This is a genomic window from Paracoccus jeotgali, assembly GCF_002865605.1.
Taxonomy (GTDB): domain Bacteria; phylum Pseudomonadota; class Alphaproteobacteria; order Rhodobacterales; family Rhodobacteraceae; genus Paracoccus; species Paracoccus jeotgali.
On record NZ_CP025583.1, the window covers coordinates 1,824,417 to 1,845,051 of the forward strand.

21 protein-coding genes and 1 other RNA gene are annotated in these 20,635 nt (G+C 66.1%); 17 read left to right on the plus strand and 5 right to left on the minus strand.

Translation table 11 applies throughout. The features are described 5' to 3' along the window. Window positions 1-122: 122 nt before the first annotated feature. The 3 genes from CYR75_RS08880 to kdsA are packed head-to-tail and all read left to right on the plus strand — an operon-like array spanning window position 123 to window position 3,230. A complete protein-coding gene (locus CYR75_RS08880) occupies window positions 123-776 on the plus strand; it encodes an ABC transporter ATP-binding protein (RefSeq protein ID WP_101499713.1) in 654 nt (217 codons plus the stop codon). Then, window positions 760-2,400, plus strand: a complete 1,641-nt coding sequence (locus tag CYR75_RS08885) for a capsule biosynthesis protein (protein WP_101499714.1) — start codon at window positions 760-762, stop codon at window positions 2,398-2,400. Before CYR75_RS08880 ends, CYR75_RS08885 begins: the two co-directional genes overlap by 17 nt. Then, window positions 2,397-3,230 carry a 3-deoxy-8-phosphooctulonate synthase gene (kdsA, locus tag CYR75_RS08890; protein ID WP_101499715.1) on the plus strand — a complete coding sequence of 278 codons (834 nt, stop codon included), beginning with the start codon at window positions 2,397-2,399 and terminating at the stop codon, window positions 3,228-3,230. The genes CYR75_RS08885 and kdsA overlap by 4 nt, the downstream gene beginning before the upstream one ends. Window positions 3,231-3,254: 24 nt before the next feature. On the opposite strand, the gene arsC is transcribed toward kdsA, so the two are convergent. Further along, a complete protein-coding gene (arsC, locus tag CYR75_RS08895; protein WP_101499716.1) occupies window positions 3,255-3,602 on the minus strand; it encodes an arsenate reductase (glutaredoxin) in 348 nt (115 codons plus the stop codon). 82 nt (window positions 3,603-3,684) lie between these two features. Between arsC and CYR75_RS08900 the strand changes: the two genes are divergently transcribed. Continuing rightward, complete coding sequence (locus CYR75_RS08900) at window positions 3,685-4,041, plus strand: SUF system Fe-S cluster assembly protein (protein ID WP_101499717.1); 357 nt, start codon at window positions 3,685-3,687, stop codon at window positions 4,039-4,041. A gap of 60 nt (window positions 4,042-4,101) precedes the next feature. Here the strand turns inward: CYR75_RS08900 and guaB are convergent, their stop codons facing one another. Then, window positions 4,102-5,550: an IMP dehydrogenase gene (gene guaB, locus CYR75_RS08905; protein WP_101499718.1), complete on the minus strand. Its 1,449-nt coding sequence runs from the start codon at window positions 5,548-5,550 to the stop codon at window positions 4,102-4,104. Window positions 5,551-5,629: 79 nt separating this feature from the next. Then, window positions 5,630-6,691, minus strand: a complete 1,062-nt coding sequence (locus tag CYR75_RS08910) for a hypothetical protein (protein WP_158644622.1) — start codon at window positions 6,689-6,691, stop codon at window positions 5,630-5,632. Between the two features lie 229 nt (window positions 6,692-6,920). Here CYR75_RS08910 and CYR75_RS08915 point away from each other — a divergent pair, with 229 nt between their 5' ends. From CYR75_RS08915 to CYR75_RS08940, 6 genes are all read left to right on the plus strand, one after another. Next, window positions 6,921-8,081 (plus strand): OmpP1/FadL family transporter, encoded by a 1,161-nt coding sequence (locus tag CYR75_RS08915; RefSeq protein ID WP_101499720.1) that lies wholly within the window; start codon window positions 6,921-6,923, stop codon window positions 8,079-8,081. Between the two features lie 94 nt (window positions 8,082-8,175). Further along, on the plus strand, window positions 8,176-9,087 hold the full coding sequence (locus tag CYR75_RS08920) for an ATPase (RefSeq protein ID WP_101499721.1): 912 nt from the start codon (window positions 8,176-8,178) through the stop codon (window positions 9,085-9,087). A 3-nt stretch (window positions 9,088-9,090) separates the two neighbouring features. After that, a complete protein-coding gene (locus tag CYR75_RS08925) occupies window positions 9,091-10,014 on the plus strand; it encodes a homoserine O-succinyltransferase (RefSeq protein ID WP_101499722.1) in 924 nt (307 codons plus the stop codon). A 33-nt stretch (window positions 10,015-10,047) separates the two neighbouring features. Then, a complete protein-coding gene (locus CYR75_RS08930; protein ID WP_101499723.1) occupies window positions 10,048-10,791 on the plus strand; it encodes an SDR family NAD(P)-dependent oxidoreductase in 744 nt (247 codons plus the stop codon). 83 nt (window positions 10,792-10,874) lie between these two features. Beyond that, window positions 10,875-11,939, plus strand: coding sequence for an ABC transporter substrate-binding protein (locus tag CYR75_RS08935; RefSeq protein ID WP_101499724.1), 1,065 nt, complete (start codon window positions 10,875-10,877; stop codon window positions 11,937-11,939). Window positions 11,940-12,066: 127 nt separating this feature from the next. Then, window positions 12,067-13,329 (plus strand): SulP family inorganic anion transporter, encoded by a 1,263-nt coding sequence (locus CYR75_RS08940; protein ID WP_101499725.1) that lies wholly within the window; start codon window positions 12,067-12,069, stop codon window positions 13,327-13,329. 15 nt (window positions 13,330-13,344) lie between these two features. Here CYR75_RS08940 and CYR75_RS08945 read toward each other — a convergent pair whose 3' ends face one another. Further along, window positions 13,345-13,611 carry a PepSY domain-containing protein gene (locus CYR75_RS08945; RefSeq protein WP_101499726.1) on the minus strand — a complete coding sequence of 89 codons (267 nt, stop codon included), beginning with the start codon at window positions 13,609-13,611 and terminating at the stop codon, window positions 13,345-13,347. Window positions 13,612-13,687: 76 nt separating this feature from the next. Between CYR75_RS08945 and ssrA the strand changes: the two genes are divergently transcribed. The 7 genes from ssrA to CYR75_RS08980 all read left to right on the plus strand — a co-directional run bounded on the left by ssrA (window position 13,688) and on the right by CYR75_RS08980 (window position 19,102). Then, window positions 13,688-14,045: a transfer-messenger RNA gene (gene ssrA, locus CYR75_RS08950) on the plus strand. A gap of 120 nt (window positions 14,046-14,165) precedes the next feature. Then, complete coding sequence (locus CYR75_RS08955; RefSeq protein WP_101499727.1) at window positions 14,166-14,654, plus strand: SspB family protein; 489 nt, start codon at window positions 14,166-14,168, stop codon at window positions 14,652-14,654. A gap of 84 nt (window positions 14,655-14,738) precedes the next feature. Further along, on the plus strand, window positions 14,739-16,133 hold the full coding sequence (gene fumC / locus CYR75_RS08960; protein ID WP_101499728.1) for a class II fumarate hydratase: 1,395 nt from the start codon (window positions 14,739-14,741) through the stop codon (window positions 16,131-16,133). Window positions 16,134-16,246: 113 nt separating this feature from the next. Next, window positions 16,247-16,429 carry a DUF4169 family protein gene (locus CYR75_RS08965; protein ID WP_101499729.1) on the plus strand — a complete coding sequence of 61 codons (183 nt, stop codon included), beginning with the start codon at window positions 16,247-16,249 and terminating at the stop codon, window positions 16,427-16,429. A 10-nt stretch (window positions 16,430-16,439) separates the two neighbouring features. Next, window positions 16,440-16,658 (plus strand): ribbon-helix-helix domain-containing protein, encoded by a 219-nt coding sequence (locus CYR75_RS08970; RefSeq protein ID WP_101499730.1) that lies wholly within the window; start codon window positions 16,440-16,442, stop codon window positions 16,656-16,658. A 26-nt stretch (window positions 16,659-16,684) separates the two neighbouring features. Next, window positions 16,685-17,995, plus strand: coding sequence for an adenylosuccinate lyase (purB, locus tag CYR75_RS08975; RefSeq protein ID WP_101499731.1), 1,311 nt, complete (start codon window positions 16,685-16,687; stop codon window positions 17,993-17,995). A gap of 60 nt (window positions 17,996-18,055) precedes the next feature. After that, the gene (locus tag CYR75_RS08980) at window positions 18,056-19,102 is read left to right on the plus strand and encodes a flagellar motor switch protein FliG (RefSeq protein WP_101499732.1); all 1,047 of its coding nucleotides are present in this window, start codon (window positions 18,056-18,058) and stop codon (window positions 19,100-19,102) included. A 37-nt stretch (window positions 19,103-19,139) separates the two neighbouring features. Here the strand turns inward: CYR75_RS08980 and CYR75_RS08985 are convergent, their stop codons facing one another. Then, complete coding sequence (locus tag CYR75_RS08985; RefSeq protein ID WP_101499733.1) at window positions 19,140-20,627, minus strand: replicative DNA helicase; 1,488 nt, start codon at window positions 20,625-20,627, stop codon at window positions 19,140-19,142. Between the last annotated feature and the right edge of the window lie 8 nt (window positions 20,628-20,635).

Genomic DNA, 20,635 nt, shown 5'->3' on the forward strand with positions numbered 1-20,635 from the left:
GGCGGCGCGGCGAAAAGCCCTTGCGGGCGCGTCAACACTTCATCAACCAGGAGTGCAGGGATTCATGGACTTTCGGCGCCATGCCGCCTATTTTCGGCCGGGTCGGATGGGAAAGCCCGCGAATGATCGAGTTTGATAATGTTTCCAAGTCGTTCTGGACCGGAACGCAGCGCAAGGTGATCCTCGATCAGGCGTCGTTCCGGGTCGAGCTGGGCCGGTCATTGGGCATCCTCGCCCCCAACGGCACCGGCAAGACCACGATCATCAACATGATGTGCGGGCTGGAAAAGCCTGATGAGGGCGTGATCCGGCGCAGTTCGCGGATCTCGTTTCCGCTGGGTTTCATGGGCGGGGTCGTCGGCAAGCACAGCGCGAATGAAAACGCCCGCTTCATCGCGCGGATCTATGGGCTCGATCCCGACTACGTCGCCGCCTTCACCCGCTGGCTGACCGATATCGATGAATATTTCGACATGCCGGTGGGCACCTATTCCTCGGGGATGCGGCAGAGATTCGTGTTCTCGCTGCTGTTGTCGCTGGAATTCGACGTCTACCTGATAGATGAGGGCATGCCGAGCGCCACGGATGTGGAATTCAACCGCAAGGCCGGGCAGGTCCTGAACGAACGGCTGAAGAATTCGACCGTGGTCATCGTCTCGCACCAGCCCGAGGTGCTGGAAAACTTCTGCCGCGAGGCAGCGGTGCTGCGCGACGGCAAGCTCTACATGTTCGAAACGCTGGACGAGGCAAGGCAATATTATGACTACACCGCCTAAGGTTCGGGTCTTCCACAGCCGCCGCAGCGATTCGGGACTGGGCGAACAGCAGGCCGCCGGACGCAAGGCCGCCGCCGCCACCGCCAAGGCGGCAGAGGTGGCGCAGCAAAGCGCCGAGGCCGCGAACAGCCAGCCCGCGCCCGATCTGGAACAGCGCATCGCCGCGGTCCGCGCGGAAAGCCTGACCGGGCGGCAGTTGCGGCTGGCGCGGCGGATCGCGGCCATGCACGGCATCGACGCCAACAGCGATGAAGAAGCCGTGGTCCTGCTGCGCGACCGCAATATCGACCCGTTCCACCGCTCGTCCTTGGCGCAGCTTGTGGCCAGCGCCGGTATGGCCGCCTCGCCGCAAACGCCGCCCACCGGCAGCGAGTTGGCGCTGCGGCCCAAGACCCCGCTGCCCGGCCCCGCGGGTCAGGTCAACCTCGCCCCGCCCGGCCCCCGCCCCGACCTGCCGCCCCGCGAGCAGTTGACGGAGGAAAAGCGCGCAGCCGAGATCTATCGCATCCAGCGCGACATTGCCCGCCGCCGCCGCATCCGCATGGGCTGGCTGATCGTCCGGCTGTCGCTGCTGGTGGTGCTGCCGACGATCATCGCGGGCTGGTATTACTTCAAGGTCGCGACGCCGCTTTACGAAAGCAAGTCGCAATTCCTGATCCAGCAGGCCGATACGGCGATGGTCGCCAGCGGCAACTCGATCCTCAGCGGGCTCCAACTGAACCCTGATTCGGTCGCGGTGCAAAGCTATCTGACCTCGAAAAACGCCATGCTGCGGCTGGATGAAGAGGTCGGTTTCAAACAGGCGTTTCAGGATCCCGCGCTTGATCCGCTGCTGCGCCTGCCGCCCGATGCCACCGATGACGACGCCTTCAAGACCTACAAGAACATGGTCAAGGTCGGCTACGACCCGACCGAGGGCGTGCTGAACCTGACCGTGATCGCACCGGAACCGGCGCTGAGTTCGGAATATTCGCACGCTCTGATCCGCTATGCCGAGGGCATGGTCGACGACATGACCGCGCGTGTGCGCGCCGATCAGATGTCGGGCGCGCAGGCGAATTACGAGGCCGCCGAGGCGCGGGTGCGCGACGCCCAGCAGGCGGCGCTGACGCTGCAACAGCAGCTCGGGGTGCTGGACCCGGCCACGGAAAGCGGCCTGGTGATGAGCCAGATCGGGCAGATGCAGTCCGAGGTGACGAAGAAGGAACTGGAACTGGCGCAGCTGCTCGCCAACCCGCAGCCCAATGCCAGCCGGGTCGCTGGCGTGCGCGGCGATATTGCGCGGCTTGAAGAGCTGATCGCCAGCCGCCGCAGCGAGTTGACCGAGGATTCCAGCGACCGCGGTTCGCTGGCCCAGATCACCGGTCAGCTTCGCATCGCCGAGGCCGATCTCGTGACCCGTCAGGGCCTGCTCGCCGCCGCCGCCGAACAGCTTGAAATCGCTCGGGTCGAGGCGAACAAGCAGGTCCGCTACCTGTCGCTGTCGGTGGCCCCGGTGCCGCCGCAGAACGCGACCTATCCCAAGGCGCTGTCGAACACCGTGGTGGCCTTCCTGATCTTCATGGGGATATATCTGATGCTCTCGCTGACGGTCTCCATTCTTCGCGAACAGGTCTCGACATGAAACACGTCCAAATCGGCAAACTGACCTGCGGGAACGATCTGCCGCTGACGGTGATCGCGGGGCCGTGCCAGCTGGAAACGCTGGACCACGCGCTGATGATCGCCGAGGCGATGGCAGAGGCCTGCGAAAAGGCGGGTGCGGGCTATGTGTTCAAGGCCAGCTATGACAAGGCTAACCGGACCTCGCTATCGGGCAAGCGCGGCATCGGGATGCAGGACGGGGTGCGCATGCTGGAAACCGTGCGCGACCGCATCGGCTGCCCGGTCCTGACCGATATCCACGACCCAGAACAGGCGCGAACCGCCGGGGCGGTGGTCGACGTGATCCAGGTGCCGGCGTTCCTGTCGCGGCAAACCGACCTGCTGCTGGCGGCGGGCGAAAGCGGGGCGGTGGTCAATATCAAGAAGGGCCAGTTTCTGGCGCCCTGGGACATGGACAATGTTGCCGACAAGGTCGCCTCGACCGGCAATTCGCGGATCATGCTGACCGAACGCGGGGTCAGCTTCGGCTACAACACGCTGGTCGCCGACATGCGGGCGCTGCCGATCATGGCCCGCACCGGCTGGCCGGTGATCATGGACGCGACCCACTCCGTCCAGCAGCCCGGCGGGCAAGGCGGCTCGTCCGGCGGGCAGCGCGAATTCGCGCCGGTCATGGCACGGGCAGCGGTGTCGATCGGTGTCGCGGGCGTGTTCATCGAGACGCATGAGGACCCCGACCGCGCGCCGTCGGACGGGCCGAACATGATCCCGCTGGCGCAGATGCCAGAGTTGATCGCCAGCCTGATGCGGTTCGACGCGCTGGCGAAATCCGATCCGCTGCGGGTCTGAGGCGTTATCGGCCGACGCGGGCCGCTAGAGCACCTCGTCCAGAACCGAGATCGGCCGCACCAGCCGGGTGCCCTTGGGACCGCTGACGATGGGGCGGTTCAGCAGAATCGGATGCGCCTCGAGCGCGTCCAGCAGCGCCTCGTCATCCAGCCCCTCATCGCCCAGACCCAGCGCGTCATAGGGTGTGTTCTTTTGCCGCAGCAACCCGCGCACCCCCAGACCGCTGTCTTGCGCCAGCATCCGCAACTGCGCGCGCGTGGGCGGGTCGGTCAGATAGGCGACGATGGCAGGCTCGATCCCGCATTCGCGGATCTCGGCCAGCACCTTGCAAGAGGTCGAACAGCGGGGGTTGTGATAGATCGTGACGGTCATCGCTCGGCTTTCCTGGGCGGGCGGGGCTGGAAGCGTCCCGCCATGTCGCCTATATGCAATGCGACAGCACGGGAAGGAAACCATGACCGACAATCTGAACGAAGGCGAGCCGTTGATCCGCCCCTCGACCACGGAACATCCGCTTTACGATCAGGTGGTCGAGGCCTGCCGCACGGTGTACGACCCCGAAATCCCCGTCAACATCTATGACCTCGGCCTGATCTACACCGTCGATATCGACGCCGAGGGCAAGGTCGGCATCGTCATGACCCTGACCGCCCCCGGTTGCCCCGTCGCGGGCGAGATGCCGGGCTGGGTCGCCGATGCCGTCGAAGCCGTGCCGGGCGTGCGCGAGGTCGATGTCGAGATGACCTTCCAGCCGCAATGGGGCATGGACATGATGTCCGACGAGGCGCGGCTGGAGCTTGGCTTCATCTGAGACCCCTGACCTGCAGGGCGGCCTGCCGCTAAGACCGGCCGCCCCTGTCAGACCTGACGCCTATCCCATCCGGTAATTCGGAGCTTCCCGCGTGATCTGCACGTCGTGGACGTGGCTTTCCTTCAGCCCCGCGCCGGTGATGCGGACGAAATCGCAGCCGCCGCGCATGTCCTGCACGCTGGCGCTGCCGGTATAGCCCATGGCCGCGCGCAAGCCGCCGACCATCTGGTGGATGACCGCCGTCACCGAGCCCTTGTAGGGCACCTGCCCCTCGATCCCTTCGGGCACCAGCTTGTCGCTGGCCGCGTCCTTCTGGAAATAGCGGTCGGCCGAGCCGCGCGCCATGGCGCCCAGCGAGCCCATCCCGCGATAGGATTTATAGCTGCGGCCCTGATACAGGATCACCTCGCCCGGGCTTTCATCGGTGCCGGCGATGGCGCTGCCGACCATGGCGCAGCTTGCCCCCGCCGCAATCGCCTTGGCGAAATCGCCCGAGAACTTGATCCCGCCATCGGCGATCACCGGCACATCGCCCGCGACCGAGGCCACGTCCATGATCGCGGTCAACTGCGGCACGCCGACGCCGGCCACCACCCGCGTCGTGCAGATGCTGCCCGGCCCGATACCGACCTTGACCGCATCCGCCCCCGCGTCGATCAGCGCGCGGGCCGCGTCGGCGGTCGCGATATTGCCGGCGACGATCTGGATGTCGGCGCTGAAGGCACGCAGCCGCGCCACCGCCTGCGCCACCCCTTCCGAGTGGCCATGCGCGGTGTCGATCACCACCATGTCGACGCCGGCCTCGATCAGCGCGGTGCTGCGGGCGAAGCCTTCTTCGCCCACGGTCGAGGCCGCGCCGACACGCAGGCGGCCCAGCTCGTCCTTGCAGGCAATGGGGTTCAGCACGGATTTTTCAGTGTCCTTCAGCGTCAGAAGCCCGGTCAGATGGCCGCTGGCATTGGTCACCAGCAGCTTTTCGATCCGGCGTTCCTTCATCATGTCGATGGCCTGCGCGCGGTCGGCGGGCTCTCGCAGGATCGCCAGATCCTCGGCGGTCATCATGGCCCGGACCGGGGTGCGGTCGTCGCTGGCGAAACGCATGTCACGGTTGGTCACGATGCCGACGACGCGGCCCGACTGGTCGACGACCGGAAAGCCGGTGACGTTGTAGCGCTGCGCCAGTTCCTTGGCGTCGGCGAGGGTCTGGTCGGGGGTCAGGGTGATCGGATCATAGACGATGCCGGATTCGAAACGCTTGACGCGGCGCACCTCGTCGGCCTGCTCTTCAATGGTCAGGTTGCGGTGGACGACGCCGATCCCGCCCGCCTGCGCCATGGCAATGGCCATGCGGCTTTCGGTGACCGTGTCCATGGCCGAGCTGATCAGCGGGATGTTCATGCTGATCCCGCGCGTCACGCGGGTGGTGACATCGGCGGTGGACGGCAGCACCTTCGAGGCGGCCGGAACCAGTAGAACGTCGTCGAAGGTAAGCGCCTCACGAATCTGCATCGCAGCCATCCTTTATGGGGTTCGTTTGGCAGTTCCCCTTTTCATTTCAGACCCGGTTTGTCCACCCCGCCCCGACATCTCATGCAATGGCGGCGTTCGAGCGGTGGGCCAGCGCGCCCCGCGCCCAGTCCCGCAGGCCCAGGAAGCACAGCGGCAGCACGATCAGCGTGGCAAGGATCAACGCCAGCCCCGGCAAAAGATCGCCGCCGCCGGCCTGCGCAAAGACCAGCGCGACGCTGGCCAGCGCCACCGCATAGGCGCCGTGAAACAGCCCGCGTCCCGTCTCGGCCCGAGCGGTCAGCGCGATCACCCCGACGCCCAGGGTCGCGGCGCCGACCAGCCAGATCAGCGCCTGCGGCACGCGCATGTCAGCGGCGGCAAGCGCGAGGCCCAAGCTGCACAGCGACACCAGATGCAGCGCCAGAAGCGGCCGCAGGGGTTGCGGGATGCGCGCCTGACCCAACTGCCCAAGCCCCAGCAGCAGCACCGCCGCTGCAATCACCCCGCCCGCGACCAGCAGCACCTGCCCCGGCCCCGGCCATCCCGCCATGGCCGCCACAAAGGCCGCAAGCAGCAGCGCCGAGGCCAGAAGCTGCGCGTCCGGCCCGATCATCTGCGGATGGCGCGGCGGGGTCGGCCCCTCGCGCCCGCTGGCGCGGGCGGCGATCAGCTTGGCCAGCAGCGCCTCATCCGGGACGCGGGCGGCGGGACCGGGGCCGGAAAGCGCCTCGCGCAGTTCGACGAACAGCAGCGCCAGCGTGGTGGCGATGGCAAGGACCAGCACGATTTTCGCAAGGACCGGCAGATAGGGCAGGATCACCGCCGCGAACCCGACCGAAGCCGCCATCGCCGCTGCCAGCCCGACCCGGCCGGGCAGCGCGGTCAGTTCCTCGATCACCACGGCGGGACGCAGCCACAGCTTGCGCAGGTAGCCGCCCGCCGCGAACAGAAAGAGCGCCGCCGCCGCCCCTTCCAGCAGGCCGGGCAGCCCGACCGGCAGCGCAAAGCGCCCGATCCCCGACCGCCAGGCCAGCGCCAGCAGCAGCAGCGCCAGCACCGGCACGAAGGCCATCGGCGGCATCCGCCGGAACAGCCCCTTGGGGGCCTGTTTGGGCATCGCGAATCGTAACCTGTCAGCCATCTGGCGCGTCCTTGCTGGCATGTGCGGGGCCGCGGCCTGCTGCGTCTGCGGCACCAGCCGGATCATGCCCCCGCGTCACCTTGGCGACAAGCGTTGCAGCCGCGACACGGTAGCGCAAGACCTCGGCCACGGACGCGACGTCAGGCGCCCGCGCCGATTGATTCGCCCGCAACTCGCGTTACCGTGAAGTGCAAGCGGTGGTCAGCACGCCCCGCACAGGGAGGGTAAGATGAAAAAAAAATTGACCGGCGCGGCGGCTCTGCTGATCTCGGCCAGTCCGATCTTCGCAGCCGGGATCGAGCGTTCGACCCAGTCGATCGGCATCCTGTTCGAAGAGGGCAACTACGCCGAGTTCAACGCCCAGATCACCCGGCCGAAGGTGGATGGCAACGACCTCGCGATCTATGGCGGCCGCTCGACCGGGAACGTCGCGGACAACTTCAACGTGGTCGGGCTTGGCTACAAGCACCAGTTCACCCCGCAACTGTCGGGGGCGATCATTGTCGAGCATCCTTACGGCGCTGATATCGACTATCCGCTGGGTCGGTCGGTCATGCTGGGCGGGACCAAGGCGAATGTGGAAAGCGCCCATATCTCGGGCGTTCTGCGCTACAAGTTCAACGAGGCGATGGGCGTTCACGGCGGTATTCGCGTCTCGAAAGCCTCGGGCGACATCACGCTGAATGGCGCCGCTTATGGCGGCCCGTTCCCGGACGGGGTCTCGGGCTATCGCGCACGTCTCGACAGCAGCACCAAGGCCGGCTGGCTGGCCGGCGTGTCGTGGGAGCGTCCCGAGATCGCTGCCCGCGTGGCACTGACCTACTACTCGAAGATCAAGCACGAGTTCGACACGACCGAGACGATCGGTCCGATCAGCTATGGCAGCGTGACCGAGGTCGACACCCCCAGCCAGATCGCGCTGGACTTCCAGACCGGGGTGGCCGCCGATACGCTGGTCTTCGGTCAGATCCGCCGCGTCTATTGGTCGGAATTCCGGGTCGATCCGGCACTTTTCACCAACGACCGTCCGACGGGGCCGGGCGATCCGCTTGGGCTCGGCGTGACCGACGGGCTTGTCAATCTTGAGGATTCGACCACCTTCACGCTCGGCGTCGGCCGCAAGTTCACCGATCAATGGTCGGGTTCGGCCGCGATCACCTATGAACCCAAGGGCGACGATCTCGTCTCGCCGCTGGCGCCGACCAATGGCCGCGTCGGCCTGACGCTGGCCGGGATCTATACCCAGGACAACTGGAAGATCACCACCGGCATCAACTACATGAAGCTGGGCGATGCCTCCCCCGAGACCGGCACCCCGGACACCGCGCGCGCCAACATGACCGACAACCACGCGGTCAGCCTGGGCCTGCGGATCGGCTATCAGTTCTGATCGCCGCCGGATCGTGCAAACCGAAAGCCCCGCCACCAGCGGGGCTTTTCCTTTCAGGCGGCGCTGCCTAGATTGCCCGCCTGAAGGAGACGCCATGATCCACGACAGCGGAACGGAATATCTGGCCAGCAACCGTAAGCGGGTGCTGCTGTTCGGCATGTCCGGGCTGGGCAAGACCTTTCTGTCGAACATGCTGCGCGAGGCGGGCGACTGGTTCCACTACAGCATCGATTACCGCATCGGCACCCGCTATATGGGCGAGTTGATCGCCGACAACTTCAAGCGCGAGGCGATGAAGGTGCCGTTCCTGCGCGATCTGCTGCTGTCGGACAGCGTCTATATCGGCAGCAACATCGCCTTCGACAATCTCTCGCCGCTGTCGACCTATCTGGGCAAGCCCGGCAGCCAGACCCGCGGCGGCCTGCCCTTCGACGAATATCTGATCCGGCAGGCCCAGCACCGCACGGGCGAGATCGCGGCGCTGCTCGACACGCCGCATTTCATCCGCCGCGCCGACGACATCTATCGCCTGCCGCATTTCGTCTGCGACAGCGGCGGCTCGATCTGCGAGGTGGTGGACCCGGACGATCCCGATGATCCGGTGCTGGGGACGCTGGAACAGCATCTTCTGCTGGTCTGGATCAAGGGGTCCGACGCGCATACGGCGGAACTGGTGCGCCGCTTCGACCGCGCGCCCAAGCCGATGTATTATCAGCCGCAGTTCCTGGACCATGCCTGGCGCGACTATCGCATGATCAAGGGCCTGCGCGAGGAAGAGGTCGATCCCGACGATTTCATCCGCTGGACCTATGCCCGCGCGCTGGCCCATCGCCAGCCCCGTTATGCGGCCATGGCCCGGCGCGGCGTGACCGTCACCGCCGAGGAGGTGTCCGAAATCCGCACCCCGGATCAGTTCAACAGCCTCATCGCGCGCGCCATCGACCGCCGCACGGGCTATCCCGCGCCCGCTTCCGACCCTGCCTGCCTGCACCGCAAGGACGCCTGAGCCATGCCCATCACCCTGCCCAACGACCTGCCCGCCTATGACATCCTGTCGAATGAAGGCGTCATGGTCATGTCGCCGGGGCGCGCGGCGACGCAGGATATCCGGCCGCTGCGGATCGGTCTGCTGAACCTGATGCCCAAGAAGATCCAGACCGAGAACCAGTTCGCCCGCCTGATCGGGGCCACGCCGCTGCAGATCGACTTTCAGCTGATCCGCATGTCGGACCATGACAGCCGCAACACCGCCGCCGACCACATGCAGTCCTTTTATCGCCGCTTTTGCGATGTCGAGGCGACGGGCGAGAAGTTCGACGGGCTGATCATCACCGGCGCCCCCATCGAGCAGCTTCCGTTTGAGGAGGTGACCTATTGGGACGAACTGACCCGCGTCTTTGACTGGACCCAGACCCATGTCCATTCGACCTTCGGCGTCTGCTGGGGGGCGATGGCGATGGCCTGGCACTTCCACGGCCTGCCCAAGCATGATCTGCCGGTGAAGGCGTTCGGCTGCTACCGGCACGAAAACCGGGCGCCTTCCTCGCCCTATCTGCGGGGTTTCTCCGACGATCTGCTGATCCCGGTCAGCCGCTGGACCGAGGTCCGGGCCGAGGATGTGGCCGCCATCCCGGCGCTGGAGACGCTGCTGGCGTCGGACGAGGTCGGGCCCTGCCTGCTGCAGGATAGCGGGCACCGGGCGCTGTATGTGTTCAACCACTTCGAATATGATTCGACGACGCTCAAGGAGGAATATGACCGCGACGTCGCCTCGGGCAAAGGGATCGCGCTGCCGGTCAATTACTATCCCGACGACGATCCGACCCGGATGCCGGCGAACCGCTGGCGCAGCCACGCGCATCTTCTCTATGGCAACTGGGTGAACGAGATCTATCAGACGACCGAGTTCGACATGGCCCGCATCGGAAGCTGAACGCTGAACCCTGCAAGCAAAGGAAACCGCCAGATGCAGTTGAACGAAACCTGCGCCATCGTGACCGGCGGCGCCTCGGGTCTGGGTCACGCCACGGCGCAATATCTGCGCGAACAGGGCGCGCAGGTGACGGTGCTGGACCACGATCCGCGCGGAGCCGAGGTCGCGGACAAGATAGGCGCCCATTTCGCCCGCACCGATGTCACGGACGAGGCGAGCGTCGCGGCGGCCATCGCCCATGCCGTGGACCGGATGGGCCGGATCACCGCCTGCATCAACTGCGCAGGAATCGCGACCGGGGAAAAGACCCTTGGCCGCGACGGGCCGCACGCGCTCGACAGCTTTCGCCGCACCATCGAGGTCAACCTGCTCGGCAGCTTCAACGTGCTGCGCCTCGCCGCAGCCGAGATGGCGGGCAATCCGGGGCCGGAACGCGGCGTGATCGTCAACACCGCCTCGATCGCGGCCTATGACGGGCAGGCCGGACAGGCGGCCTATGCGGCGTCCAAGGCCGGGATCGCCGGCATGACGCTGCCCATCGCCCGCGATCTGGCCCGCAACGGCATCCGCATCATGGCGATTGCGCCCGGCATCTTCGGCACGCCGATGCTGCGCGGCCTGCCGCAAGAGGTGCAGGACAGCCTGGCCTCCGAGGTCACCTTTCCCAAGCGCCTTGGCCTGCCCGAGGAATTCGCCCGGCTGGTCGGAACCATCCTGCAATCGGAATATCTGAACGGCGAGGTCTTCCGCATCGACGGCGCCCTGCGGATGCGCTGAGGCCGCCCCTGATCGCGCTTGCCTGACCGGTTTCGCCCGGCTAGCGTCAGGATCATGTTTCCTGAACCGAAAGGCCACGCCTGATGACCTTGCTGCGCTCGACCGCGACCCATGCCGCGCTTGCTGCCCTGACCCTTCCCGCCCTGACCGCCGGGGCTTGGGCCGCCGACCCTGAACTGACGGTCTTCGACTGGGCCGGATTCGAAGAACCGGTGATCTATCAGGGCTATATCGACAAGCACGGCGAAGGCCCGACCTTTGCCTTTTACGGCGATGATGACGAGGCGTTTCAAAAGGTCGCCTCTGGCTTCAAGGCCGATGTCGTCCATCCCTGCAGCCAGATGGTGTCGAAATACCGCGACGCCGGGCTGATCGAGCCCTGGGACGTCTCGCGCATCCCCGCCTATGCCGATATGGACCCCGAGCTGAACAATTCCGAGGTGTTCCACGACGACGAGGGCGTCTGGTACATCCCGACCGATTGGGGTGCGACGGCGATTGCCTATAACACCGAAACCGTCCCGGCCGAGGATGTGGCCTCGCTGGATGTGTTCATCGACCCCGATTATGCCGGCCGCATCTCGCTGCCCGACAGCTCGGACGATGTCTGGGCGCTGGCCTATCTGGCGACCGGCGTCACCGACTGGACCGACGTCACGGACGAGCAGTTCAAGGCCGCCGCCGACTGGCTGCGCAAGGCGCATGAAAACGTCGCCGCCTATTGGTCCGACCCGTCGGAGCAGGCGCAGCTGATGGCGTCCGGGCAGGTCGATGTGGCGTGGTCGTGGAATGATGGCGTGGTCTATCTGCAGGCTGATGATTATCCGGTGGGCTTTCAGCGCGCGCCCAAGGAAGGCTCGTCCAAGTTCATCTGCGGCTTCGTCAATCTGAAGGACGGCCCCGGCAACGAGGACAAGGTCTATGACTTCATCAACGCCTGGTTGGCCCCGGAATCGGCCAAGGGGTTGCTGGACACCATCGGCTATGGCGCCACCACCACCACCGGGATGGAGACGGTGAAGGATGAAGAGGCGGTGAAGACCGGCCTTGGCCCCATCGACGCGCCGATCCTGAACCAGACCCCGAACGACCCCCAGCAGCGCAACGAACAACTGGCCGAGTTCGAGAAGATCAAGGCCGGTTTCTGACCCGGCTCGCGCCGCGACATCTTGTCCGGCAGCGCTGGCGGCCCCCGCAAGGGGCCGCCTTTTCGCTTGTAATCCCGCGCGTCCGGGGCAGATTCGGGCCGGCCGCGCAACCGAACGGACCTCTGCGATGAAACCCAAGCTGATCACCACGCTGAAATCCTATGACGCGGCCACCTTCCGCGCCGATCTTCTGGCCGGGCTGACGGTGGCGATGGTGGCCCTGCCGCTCAGCCTTGCCATCGCCATCGCCTCGGGCGCGCCGCCGGAGACGGGGATCGTGACAGCGGTGGCGGGCGGGTTCCTGATCTCGCTGCTCGGGGGCAGCCGGGTGCAGATCGGCGGGCCGACGGGGGCGTTCATCGTCGTCGTCTATGGGGTGATCGCCGCGCATGGCATGTCGGGGCTGGTGCTGGCCACGCTGATGGCGGGGATCATCCTGATCGTGGGGGCGCTGCTGCGCGCCGGCAACCTGATCCGGCTGGTGCCAGAGCCGGTCATCAACGGCTTTACCATCGGCATCGCCATCATCATCGCGACCAGCCAGCTGGAGGATTTATTCGGCCTGCAAACGGGCGAGGTGCCGGCCGATTTCATCCCCAAGATCGAGACGCTGTGGACGGCGCGCGACAGCCTGTCGCCGACCGCGCTTGGCATCGGGCTGGTGACGATGGTGCTGATCCTTGTGCTGCGGCGCATGGCACCGCGCTTTCCGGGGCTGATCGTGGCCATCGGCATCACCTCGGCCGTGGCGGCCATCGGGCATCTGCCGGTCGAGACCATCGCCAGCCGCTTTGGCGCCCTGCCCCGCGGCCTGCCGATGCCGGGCCTGCCGCCCATCAGCCTGACGCTGATCGGTGAACTGCTGCCCTCGGCGCTGATCATCGCCTTCCTGGCCGGGATCGAATCGCTGCTGTCGGCGATGGTGTCGGACCGGATGATCGGCGGCAGTCACCGGCCCAATGCCGAGATCATGGCCGAAGGCGCGGCGAATATCGGCTCGGCACTGTTCGGCGGGTTGCCGGCGACGGGGGCGATTGCGCGGACCGCGACGAATGTGCGGGCCGGGGGGCAGACGCCGGTGGCGGGGCTGGTCCATGCGGCGGCGATCCTGCTGATCATGCTGGTCGCAGCGCCGGTGGCCGGGATGCTCGCCCTGCCGGCGCTGGCCGGGCTGCTGATGCTGACGGCGTGGAACATGGCCGAGTTGCATCGCTGGCGCATCTGGCTGGCGCAGCCGCGCGGCGATCTGTTCCTGATGGCGCTGACGATGATCCTGACCGTTGTCGCGGACCTGACCATCGCCATCGGCACCGGCATCGCCATCGGGCTGGCCATGCGGCTGCAGCGCCGCAACGCGCCGCCGCCGCCCTGGCATCCGCCCGAGCGCTAGCCCGGGCCCTGCGGCTTACTGACGCACCGCGCCGGTCTTGGGGTCAAGCCGCACCTCGACCTCGCGGCCGTCAGTGGTGCGGTATTCGACCTCGTAATAGCCGTCATCGTCCCAATCGACCTCGTCGATATAGGCCAGATCGGCGCCGGTATCGGTCTCGAACTTGGCGAGGATCTCGGACAGCTTCATCGCATCTGCGGGCGGGGCGGTGTCGGCCAGCACTGGCAGCGCCAGCATGGGCGTGGCGATCAGCGCGGCGGTGAACATCTTGAAACGGGTCATGGTGGGTCCTTTCTGCAGGTGTCCGGGGCAGGAACGGCCCGGCGCGGGCATCGTTCCATCGGCAGACCCGCCCATGACCCTTGCAGGACCGCATTGGCCGCCCTATATTCGAACTGTTCGGGTTCGCCCGGACTATAGGTATAAACGCGCTCGTAATAAGCGGATCGGACCCGGGGGCGGTACCCGGCGGCTCCACCATCATTCGCCTTCGTTGGGGGGATCTGGGGCCGAAACAGGATCGACGAACGTCTAAAGGGGTTTGCTTTACCTCGGTGAGCTACCACCGTTATCGGTGCGAATTGTACAGTTGCCAACGACAACCGTGCTCCGGTCGCTCTGGCTGCGTAAGCAGCTCGGGTAACCGAAACCTAACTCCTTGCGCTTAGCAGCGTAAGGCGGGGCCGGCAGGAGCCTTGCAACAGAATCCTGCCACTTTTCCCTTTTTTCAGTCGAAGCCGCTGCGTCAGCGTCCACCCCGGCCGCTGCCGGATTCGCGCTTTTCATCGTCCGCCGATTGCCTATGCTGGCGGTCAGAGCGGAAAAGGGGACGCGCGATGGTTGGGGCGATCGATTACGGCGGAATGATGCATCGGGCCATGCAGGGCCTGATCGCAGAGGTTCTGTCCCGCGTGGCCGAACATGGCCTGCCCGGCGATCATCATTTCTTCATCACCTTCGACACGCGCGAGGACGGCGTCGAGATCGCAGACTGGCTGCGCGAACGCTATCCGGCGGAAATGACCATCGTCATCCAGCATTGGTACGAGGATCTGCGCGTCACCGGCGACGGGTTCGAGGTGACGCTGAACTTCGGCAACGCGCCCGAACGCCTGATCGTGCCCTTCGACTCGCTGCGGACCTTCGTCGATCCCTCGGTCGAGTTCGGGCTGCGGTTCGAAACGCAAGAGGGTGACGAGCAGGAGCCCGACGCGCCCTCTTCGGCCCAGATCGACCTGCGGCCCGAACCGTCCGACGACGACACCTCGCCCGACGGACCCAAATCGGGGGCCGAGGTGGTCAGCCTGGACAAGTGGCGCAAATAGCCGGTTCCGGTATGCGACCGCATACCGATTGCGGTTTCCGGCGCCGAGGGCTAGAATTTCGCCAAACCGCGAGGGGAGCCCATCATGACGAAGACCCGCACCGAAACCGACAGCTTCGGCCCGCTTGACGTTCCTGCCGACAAATACTGGGGCGCGCAGACGCAGCGCTCGATTCGCAACTTCCCCATCGGGTGGGAGCGTCAGCCGGTGGCGATCATCCGCGCCCTTGGTGCGATCAAGCTGGCCGCCGCCCGCGTCAACCACGCCAATGGCAAGCTGGGCGACGACATCGCGCCGGCCATCGAGCAGGCCGCGACCGAGGTATTCGAGGGCAAGTTCGACGACAACTTCCCCCTCGTCGTCTGGCAGACCGGGTCCGGCACGCAGTCGAACATGAACGCCAACGAGGTCATCTCGAACCGCGCGATCGAGATCATGGGCGGCGAGATGGGCAGCAAGAAGCCCGTTCACCCCAACGATCACTGCAATATGGGCCAGTCGTCCAACGACACCTTCCCCACCGCGATGCACGTCGCCATCGGCATGATGGCCCGCGACACGCTGCTGCCGGGGCTGGAAAAGCTGGCCAAGGCGCTCGAGGACAAGTCCGAAGAGTTCAAGGACATCATCAAGATCGGCCGCACCCACACCCAGGACGCCACGCCGCTGACGCTGGGTCAGGAGTTCGGCGGCTATGCCCATCAGGTCCGCATGGGGATCAAGCGGGTCCAGATGTGCCTGCCACAGATTTATGAACTCGCGCAGGGCGGCACCGCTGTCGGCACCGGGCTGAACACCAAAAAGGGCTGGGACACGGCCATCGCGGCCGAGATCGCCAAGATCACCGACCTGCCCTTTGTCACCGCGCCCAACAAGTTCGAGGCGCTGGCCGCGCATGACGCGATGGTGTTCTTTTCCGGCGCGCTGAAAACCGTCGCGGCAAGCCTGTTCAAGATCGCCAACGACCTGCGGCTGCTGGGTTCCGGCCCGCGGTCCGGCCTGGGTGAGCTGATCCTGCCGGAAAACGAGCCCGGCAGCTCGATCATGCCCGGCAAGGTCAACCCGACCCAGGCCGAGGCGCTGACCATGGTCTGCTGTCAGGTGATGGGCAATGACGCCGCCGTAGGCTTTGCCGGGTCGCAGGGGCATTTCGAACTGAACGTCTATAACCCGATGATGTCCTATAATGTGTTGCAATCCCTGCAGCTTCTGGGCGACGCGGCGGGCAGCTTTACCGACAACATGGTCGTCGGCACGCAGGCCAACATCCCGCGCATCGACAAGCTGATGAAGGAATCGCTGATGCTGGTGACGGCGCTGGCGCCCACCATCGGCTATGACAACGCAACCAAGGTCGCCAAGACTGCGCACAAGAACGGCACCACCCTGCGCGAAGAGGCCGTGGCCCTGGGCTTTGTGACCGAGGATGAGTTCGACCGCATCGTGCGACCCGAACTGATGATCGGCCCCGAGGACTGATCGCACCACCCGCATCCCATCAGGCCCGCCGATCCGGCGGGCCTTTTGCGTCCCGCGGCGAGGCGCTACCATGCCGCCAGCAGACCCGCACAGCGTTTCACAGGCAGGCTTTCATGGCGCAGCCGACCGTCTTCAATCTGAACAAGGCCCGCAAGCAAAAGGCGCGCGCCGCCGCGCGCAGCCAGGCCGACGCCAATGCCGCCAAGCATGGGCGGACCAAGGCCGAGAAACGGGCCGAAAGGGCCGAGGCAGAGCGGATTCGCGCGCAGCTTGACGGGTTGAAGCGTGACGATTGACCTGCCGCCGATGGATGCGCCGGCGAAACGCTCGGTCAGCATCGACGGGCATCGCACCTCGGTCAGTCTCGAAAACGCCTTCTGGCGCGGGCTGGACCGCGCCGCCCGCGCACGCAGCACCACCCGCGCCGCGCTGATCGCCGCCATCGACCACGCCCGCCCGCCCGAGGTGGGTCTAGCCACCGCCTGCCGCCTCTTCGTGCTGGCAGAACAGCGCCGCGACCGCTAAACCCCGGGCAACATTAGGAGGCCTTGATGATCCCGCGCTATTCCCGCCCCGAAATGACCGCCATCTGGTCGCCCGAGACCCGATTCCGGATCTGGTACGAGATCGAGGCCCATGCCTGCGACGCCCAGGCCGATCTGGGTGTGATCCCGCGCGAGAATGCCGAGGCGGTGTGGAAGGCCAGGGACGTCGAGTTCGACGTCGCCCGCATCGATGAGATCGAGGCCGTGACCAAGCATGACGTCATTGCCTTCCTGACCCATCTGGCTGAGCATATCGGCAATGACGAGGCGCGCTTCGTCCATCAGGGTATGACCTCGTCCGACGTGCTAGACACCGCGCTGAACGTCCAGCTTGTGCGCGCCGCCGACATCCTGCTGGCCGATATGGACAAGGTGCTGGACGCGCTGAAACGCCGCGCCTTTGAGCACAAGGACACCGTCCGCATCGGCCGCAGCCACGGCATCCACGCCGAACCGACAACGATGGGCCTGACCTTCGCCCGCTTCTACGCCGAGATGCAGCGTGGCAAGCGCCGGCTTGAACTGGCCCGTGACGAGGTCGCGACCGGCGCGATCTCCGGCGCGGTCGGCACCTTCGCCAATATCGACCCGGCGGTCGAGGCGCATGTCTGCGCGCAGATGGGCCTGCGCCCGGAACCGATCAGCACCCAGATCATCCCGCGCGACCGTCACGCCATGTTCTTCGCCACGCTCGGCGTCATCGCCAGCAGCATCGAGAATATCGCCATCGAAATCAGGCACATGCAGCGGACCGAGGTGCTCGAGGCCGAGGAGTTCTTCAGCCCCGGTCAAAAGGGCTCGTCGGCCATGCCGCACAAGCGCAACCCGGTGCTGACCGAGAACCTGACCGGGCTGGCGCGGCTGGTCCGCATGGCGGTAATCCCGGCGATGGAAAATGTGGCGCTGTGGCATGAACGCGACATCTCGCATTCCTCGGTCGAACGCGGCATCGCGCCGGACGCGACCATCACCCTCGATTTCGCGCTGAACCGGCTGGCTGGCGTGGTCGACAAGCTGGTGATCTATCCCGAGAATATGCTGAGGAACATGAACAAGTTCAAGGGCCTGGTGATGAGCCAGCGGGTCCTGCTGGCGCTGACGCAAGCCGGCGTGTCGCGCGAGGACGCCTATCGTCTGGTGCAGCGCAACGCCATGAAGGTCTGGGAAGAAGGCAAGGATTTCAAGACCGAACTGCTCTCCGACGCCGAGGTCACCGCCGCCCTCTCGCCCGCCGAGATCGAGGAGAAGTTCGATCTGGGCTATCACACCAAGCATGTCGACACGATCTTCGACCGGGTTTTCGGTCAGGCGCGATAACCGGGGCTTAAACCTTTCCTGACATGGTCGGTCCTGCGAATCATGCGGGGATGACAAGACATGCTGGAACCCGGGCTGACCCCGCGGCAAAAGGCTGCGGTGATCGTGCGGCTGCTGCTGGCGAATGGCGAGACGCTGTCGCTGGAACAGCTCGACCCGACCTCGCAGGCCGCATTGGCGCAGGAAATGGCGCTGATGGGGATGGTCGACCGGCACACGCGCGATCAGGTGGTGGCCGAGTTCTGCGATTCGCTGGAACAGGTCGGGCTGACCTTTCCGGGCGGGATCGAGGACACGCTCGACATGCTGGGCGATTCGCTCTCGCGCGACATCACCGACCGGCTGCGGCGCCGGGCCGCCATGACCGGCCAATCCGACCCGTGGGAGCGGATCGCCGCGCTACCGCCGGCGCAACTGGCCGACCTTGCGCTTGGCGAGGCGACCGAGATTGCGGCGGTCATGTTCTCGCGCCTGCCGGTGCCCAAGGCGGCGCAGACGCTGGGACTGATGCCGCCGCTGCGCGCCCGCCAGATCGCCTATGCCATGTCGATGACCGGCGGAATCGAGGCCCCGGCCCTGCGCCGGATCGGTGTCGCGCTGCTGCAGGCGGCCGAATCTCTGGCCGCACCGGCGCTGGACGGCGGACCTGTGGAACGTGTCGGCGCGATCCTGAACTTCACACCGGCCAACACCCGTGACGAGGTTCTGACCGGGCTGGATCAGGACGACGCCGATTTCGCCAATGAGGTCCGCAAGACGATCTTCACCTGGGCCAACATCCCGCAGCGCATCGACCCGCGCGACGTGCCCCGGATCGTGCGCGAGGGCGATCAGGCCTCGCTGCTGCGCGCGCTGGCCGGGGCCAAGGGCAAGAACGCCGCCTCGGCCGAGTTCATCCTGGCCAGCCTGTCCTCGCGCATGGCCGAATCACTGCGCGAGGAGATGGCCGAGTTGACGCGGCTAACGGATGCCGAGGCCGAGGACGCGATGGCCGCCATGGTATCCACGATCCGGCGGATGGAGGAAGCGGGCGATCTGTTCCTGATCGCCGGCGAGGCCAGCGACGACGGCGCCGGCGTCACCATCAAGACCGCCGATCCGGGATGATGGGCACGCGAGGCAGGGCCGGCTGCGGCGCGGGCGATCAGTCCCAATCCGACTGCCGGGCCTTTTCCAGATTGCCGAAGCGGGTAAAGCGGCCCTCGAAGGACAGCTCGACCGTGCCGATGGGGCCGTGGCGCTGCTTGCCGATGATCACCTCGGCCTTGCCATGAACGGCGTTCATCACCTCTTGCCACTTGGCCAGCTTGTCCAGCTCGTGATCTGCGGGTTTTTCGCGCTCACGGTAATATTCCTCGCGGAAGACGAACATGACGATGTCGGCGTCCTGCTCGATCGAGCCCGATTCGCGCAGGTCGGACAGCTGCGGGCGCTTGTCCTCGCGATTCTCGACCTGCCGCGACAGCTGCGACAGCGCGATCACCGGGATGTTCAGCTCCTTGGCGATGGCCTTCAGCCCCTGGGTGATCTCGGACACCTCGTTCACCCGGCTGTCCCGGGCCGAGGCTGCCTTGAGCAGCTGCAGATAGTCGACGATCAGCAGGTCCAGCCCCTGCGTCCGCTTCAGCTTGCGGGCGCGCGCCGCCAGCTGGTTGATCGGCAGGGCCGGCGTGTCGTCGATGTAAAGCGGGCAGGATTGCAGGTCGTTGGCGGCCTGCACAAAGCGGCGGAATTCCTCTTCGGTCATGTCGCCCGAGCGGATCTGGTGGCTGCCCACCTCGGCGGCCTCGGACAGGATCCGCGCCGCCAGCTGCTCCGCCGACATTTCCAGCGAGAAGAAGCCGACCACCCCGCCCTCGACCGCGCCGGTGGTGCCGTCGGCCCGCTGACCGGGGCGATAGGCCTTGGCCACGTTGAAGGCGATGTTGGTCGCGAGCGAGGTTTTCCCCATGGACGGCCGCCCGGCCAGGATAATCAGGTCGGAATTGTTCAGCCCGCCCATCTTGCGGTCCAGATCGACCAGCGCGGTCGGGATGCCCGACATCTGCCCGTCGCGCTGAAATGCCGCCGCGGCGGCATCGACCGCCCCCGTCACCGCCTTCAGGAACGACTGGAAGCCGCGCTCGGCAGTGCCTTGCTCGCCAAGCTTGTACAGCGTCTGCTCGGCCGCCTTGATCTGTTCTTCGGCGTCATCCTCGACCCGCACCGAGGCCGCGCGGGCCGAGATGTCGCGCCCCAACGCGATCAGGTCGCGGCGCAGCGCGAATTCGCGGATCATCTGCGCATAGTCCCGCGCCGCATAGGCCGAGATCGCCGCCCCGGCCAGCCGCGCCAGATAGGCGGGCCCGCCCAGATCCTTCAACCCGGCATCGTTTTCCAGAAACGCCTTGAGCGTCACCGGGCTGGCCAGCGCGTTCTTGCGGATGCGCTCGGCCGCGATGTCATAGATCCGGGAATGCACCGGCTCGTAGAAATGTTCGGATTTCAGCACCTGGCTGATCCGGTCGAAGACCTCGTTATTGGTCAGCAACGCACCCAGCAATTGCTGCTCGGCCTCGATCGAAAAGGGAACGGTCTGCTCGTCCGCCGGCGCCGGAAGGCCGGTCGGATGCAATGCGCGTATCTCGGTCATCGCTGTCT